Raw genomic sequence first — 4,503 nt, 5'->3', positions numbered from 1 at the left:
GTGCTGCTCGCGTCGGTGGTTACCGGTGTGGTGGGCTGCCACGTGCTGATGCGCGGCATGGTCTTCATTGGCGATGCGGTGGCACACTCGGTATTCCCGGGTCTTGCGGTGGCGTTCGTGCTGGGCGGCAACCTGGTCATGGGCGGTCTGACCGCGGGCGTGGTGACGGCTATTCTGGTGGCTATTTTTAGCCAGAATCAGCGGCTACGCGAGGATTCCGTGATCGGTATTTTCTTCGCGGCGTCCTTTGCGTTGGGTATTGTGATTATTTCGTTGGCGCCGGGCTATTCGGGGTCGGTGCAGGATTTCTTGTTCGGCTCGATTGTGGGTGTTTCGAATGAGGACATTACCCAGGCGGCGATTATGGGTGCCGTTATTCTGCTGGTGCTGTGGCTGTTCCACCGCCAGATTGTGACGGTCAGCCTGGACCGTGAGAGTGCCCGCGCGATGGGCCTGCCGGTGCTTGCCCTGGATATTGTGCTGTACGTTCTGGTAACCATTTCTGTGGTGCTGGGTCTGCAGACGCTCGGTAATGTGCTGGTGTTGGCGCTTCTGGTGATTCCGGCGTCGGCAGCCCGCCTGGCGTGCCGCCGACTGGGGTCGATGATGGTGTTCTCGCCGGTGTTTGGCGGTATCTGTTCGATTGTTGGCCTGTACCTGTCGTGGGCGTTTAACCTGCCGACCGGTGGCACGATTGTGCTGTCGATGGTGGCGGCTTTTGTGCTGGTGTGGGCGGTGACGGCGGTTCGTTCGCGAGCGCGTGCCCAGCTGAAGAGCTAAATCCAGTTGAAGAGCTAGGCACAGCTCAACCCAACTTTTCTCGATTAAACGCACGAATAAACGCACGAGGCGCATCCCTGTTTGGGGGGTGCGCCTCGTGCGTTTTTTACAGGTCTTAAATACCCAAAGTGAATCATGTTCATGTTTAAAGAACCAAAAGATACACTCCGCGTAATAAAAGCGCATAATTCAACACGTCGGGTTTAATGAAAATACAACCTATCAAATATTTCTTATGGGTTGATACATGTAGTGATAAAGCAGTCACTACACCCTCATTAGAGCTTCAAAGAAGGAGTCATCATGAAGGCATATGTATACCACGGCCCCGACCAGAAGGGCGCCTGGGAGGAAGTCCCGAACCCCACCATTCTTGAGCCCACGGACGTTATCGCCCGTGTCGACACCACCACCATTTGCGGTACTGACCTGCACATCCTGAAGGGCGACTGCCCCGAGGTGGACCACGGACGCATCCTGGGCCACGAGGCTGTCGGTACCATTACCGAGGTTGGCTCCGCGGTGACTGACCTGAAGGTCGGCGACCGCATCATCATTCCCGCCGTGACCAGCTGCGGTAAGTGCTCCTACTGTAAGGCGAACCAGCCTTCGCACTGCCAGACCGTTGGTGGTGTCGGCTGGATTTTCGGTTACATGATTGACGGCACCCAGGCAGAGTACGTGCGTGTTCCCTACGCAGAGACCTCGGTTCACCTGGTTCCGGAGGGCCTGACCGACGAGGACGTCCTCTTCCTCACCGACGCACTGCCCACCGGCTTCGAGATCGGTATTCTGAACGGCAACACCAAGCCCGGCGACACCGTCGCTGTCGTGGGTGCAGGCCCCGTGGGTCTGGGCGCGATCATGACCGCTAACCTCTGCGGTGCCGGCCGCGTCATCACCGTCGACTTCGACGACAACCGCATGAACAAGGCACTGGAGCTGGGCGCAACCGATAAGGTCAACGCGGGCGACCCGGACTTCATCGAGAAGATTAAGGCCCTCTCCCCCGACGGCCTGGGCGTGGACGTGGCAATTGAGGCTGTGGGTGTTCCGCAGACCTTCGAGACCTGCACCAAGATTGTTCGCCCCTACGGCAACATCGCTAACGCTGGCGTGCACGGCAAGCCCGTTGAGCTGCCCCTGAACACCATGTGGATCTCTAACGTTCGCATCAACATGGGCCTGGTCAACTGCAACACCGTCGGTAACCTGCTGAACATGGTCCGCTCCGGTCGCCTGAACGCTAAGGCAATGGCAACCCACCGCTTCACTTTCGACCAGTTCGAGGAAGCCTACGACCTGTTCACCCACGCTGCCGAGCACAACGTGGTGAAGGTTGTTATCTCCCGTAACCCCGAGGTTGCGGCATAGACTGCGGTAGGCTCATATACCGCTCATACTGAAACCCCGAACATTCGTTAGGGATTTCGGTGGGATGTCTTCATGACACTGCGAACATCCCCACGATTCGCCTCCGGGTGGGAGAGGGTAGGTCCCACCCGGAGCGCGAATCGCCCTCCCCTACCCCGAGATGTAGTTATTTTCTGAAGAGACAAGATTTTCTGAAAATTCAACTTTGAGATGCGCCAGCTCGGGGTTTTCTGTTCCCTCAACCCATTCTTTGGGCAACCCGTTCTTTGGCGGGCTCAACCTGTTCTTTGGTGGGTTTAGGGGCGGTTCCTCAAGCATGATGCACCCTCTACCGGGCGCTCTGCCGACCCGCTTCGGCGGGTTCTTCTGCCAGGCAACCTCTACTGGTGGAGGGGCGCATCATTTGACTCTTCTTGGTCGGGCGGTACCTCCGATTCTGCTCCTCCTTGAAGGGAAAGGAAAAGGGTCGCATGCTTACGGTTCAATGGCGAATTCGTAGGCTGCGACCCTTTTCTCATGCCCGGTTTTTCGGTGCCCCCGGGCGGGCTATTTAGTTTTTGGGCTTCTCAGTACCGGGTTTCTCACCGGCGTTCTTTTCACCGGCGCTCTCATGGTCGACGGCATCTTCTGGGATGCGGGTGAACGCCTCCGTGGGGTCGTCTGCCCCAGCTGCGGCGGATACCCCAGCTGCGGCAGAAGAGTCAGTGGCGCCTCCGATGACGGGTTCGGTGGGCGCATCAGCCAGATTCTCGGCAGGAGCCTCGACGGGCACCTCCGCGACAATAGGTTCTTCTGAGGCGGGTACTTCCGCGGCCTTCTGCTCATCCTGAGCATCCACAGACTGCTCAGAAACAGGCTGCTCAGTAGCTACCGGCTCACCGTGCGCGGATTCCTTCTGCTCATCCTTGTGCGCGTCCTTATGTTCGAGCGTGTAAATGATGCGCGGTTCCAGACGCTCAAAACCAATCTTGGAACGCACCCAGTTCACGGTCCGGTCGATACGGTCCTCACCCTCGGTGGTTTCCACGACCCGGTAGTTGCGCGGCAGCATCACGCTGTCGCTGAGCACGCGCGGGTACTCGTCAATCTCCTGAATGCCCGCCATGTACATGTTCTGCCGGAACTGGTGGGCGAACTCCTGCTGGCCGAGGAACAGCTGGTCGGCGTAGGTTTTAGCCGCCAGGCGCTCGCTGTAGGCGTCCTTGGAATCGCGGGCACCCTTCTTGGAGCCGTAAATGTCCCAGAAGTAGAAGTACACGTTGTTCGCGATAATGGCGGAGATAATGCGGTTCTGCAGGTACACGAGGGAACCGACAGCGACCGCGCCAACAATCAGGAGCACCACGGCGAGCGGAGAAAGCGCAAAGTCAGGCAGATTGCCGCGGTGGTTCGTGAACAGGCCAATCAGGTAGACGATGGTGACCACGATAATGGGCACACCAATGAACACCACGGCGAGGGGCGTCCAAATGTACAGCAGGCCGCGCAGAATCAGGCGGTAGTAGCGTACCGAGTCGCCAATGGGGATGGGCGTGGGCTTCACGGAGGAGTGCGCACGCTTCATGAGCAGGCTGAACACGCGGTTGCTGTCGATGCCGACTTTACGCAGCTTCGATTCGAGGGAGGCACGTTTGAGGAAGACCCGGTAGTTTTCGAGGACGACGCGCTGGTCAGAGGTGAGCTTTTCGGGGTCGGGTAGGGCGTTGAGGTCCAAGCCGGCTTCGGTGAGGAGCTTGCTCCACAGCTCTAGACGTGCCAGTTCGGAGGGTTTTGCCGCCGCCTGCGCCTGGTAGTTCTTGTAGGAGATGAAGATGGTGCTGGCACCAATCAGTAGCGTGATGAAGGGTGCTATCCAGTCTTTGAGTCCCATGGTGGCGTTCCTCCTTGAGTTGTGTGGAGCCGCTGGTTCCTAGGTCTTTTCAGCGCGTCTTTTCAGGACGTCTTTTTGGGGCGTCCTTTGCGGGCGCGAGCCCACTGTGTTTACCGTACCACCGGCACCTGTGCTGAACCTTTAAATGCGCAGGTGGGTGCGTAAAAATAGCCCCGCCTCCCGATGCTGCGGTAGCGTCAGGAGGCGGGGCATATGTATGTGGGTTAGTGTTCTGCGGGCTTCATTTCGCGCGGTGCCTTGCGGATCATGAAGTAGCTGATGACAGCCATAACACCCATGAGCACGGCGCTGAACGCGGAGCTAACCACCACGCCCGAGTCGAAGGCAGCGAATGCGGAGGAGAGCAGCTGGTTTGCCTGCTCGCCGCCCACATGGCTTGCGACCGACACGGCACCGCCGAGGGTTTCGTGGGCGTGGTCGGCAAGAGACTCATCCAGGCCGGAGGGCACAACCACGTT

At 58.7% G+C, this 4,503-nt stretch carries 4 protein-coding genes and 1 pseudogene; 2 read left to right on the top strand and 3 right to left on the bottom strand.

The features are described from left to right. Positions 1-780, top strand: a 780-nt coding sequence (locus O3649_RS08925) for an anchored repeat-type ABC transporter permease subunit (RefSeq protein ID WP_371573870.1), incomplete at its 5' end; no start/stop codon positions are given. Between the two features lie 303 nt (positions 781-1,083). Then, positions 1,084-2,154: an alcohol dehydrogenase catalytic domain-containing protein gene (locus tag O3649_RS08920; RefSeq protein ID WP_005508058.1), complete on the top strand. Its 1,071-nt coding sequence runs from the start codon at positions 1,084-1,086 to the stop codon at positions 2,152-2,154. A gap of 150 nt (positions 2,155-2,304) precedes the next feature. Here O3649_RS08920 and O3649_RS08915 read toward each other — a convergent pair whose 3' ends face one another. From O3649_RS08915 to O3649_RS08905, 3 genes and pseudogenes are all read right to left on the bottom strand, one after another. After that, positions 2,305-2,472 carry a hypothetical protein gene (locus O3649_RS08915; RefSeq protein ID WP_168163647.1) on the bottom strand — a complete coding sequence of 56 codons (168 nt, stop codon included), beginning with the start codon at positions 2,470-2,472 and terminating at the stop codon, positions 2,305-2,307. 232 nt (positions 2,473-2,704) lie between these two features. Beyond that, positions 2,705-4,024, bottom strand: coding sequence for a CoA-disulfide reductase (locus O3649_RS08910; RefSeq protein ID WP_371573867.1), 1,320 nt, complete (start codon positions 4,022-4,024; stop codon positions 2,705-2,707). Positions 4,025-4,248: 224 nt separating this feature from the next. Further along, a pseudogene (locus tag O3649_RS08905) lies at positions 4,249-4,503 on the bottom strand (MFS transporter); the annotation flags it as partial.

The sequence above is a fragment of the Rothia sp. 27098_8_29 genome, from assembly GCF_041432785.1.
GTDB classification, from domain to species: domain Bacteria; phylum Actinomycetota; class Actinomycetes; order Actinomycetales; family Micrococcaceae; genus Rothia; species Rothia mucilaginosa.
Note: the sequence above shows the minus strand (reverse complement) of the source record. Positions and strands in the feature narration are given on the sequence as shown.

Excerpts from the sequence above, each read along its gene's own strand:
- O3649_RS08920 (WP_005508058.1), top strand. The coding sequence starts at position 1,084 with ATGAAGGCATATGTATACCACGGCCCCGACCAGAAGGGCGCCTGGGAG.
- O3649_RS08915 (WP_168163647.1), bottom strand. The coding sequence starts at position 2,472 with ATGCTTGAGGAACCGCCCCTAAACCCACCAAAGAACAGGTTGAGCCCG.
- O3649_RS08910 (WP_371573867.1), bottom strand. The coding sequence starts at position 4,024 with ATGGGACTCAAAGACTGGATAGCACCCTTCATCACGCTACTGATTGGT.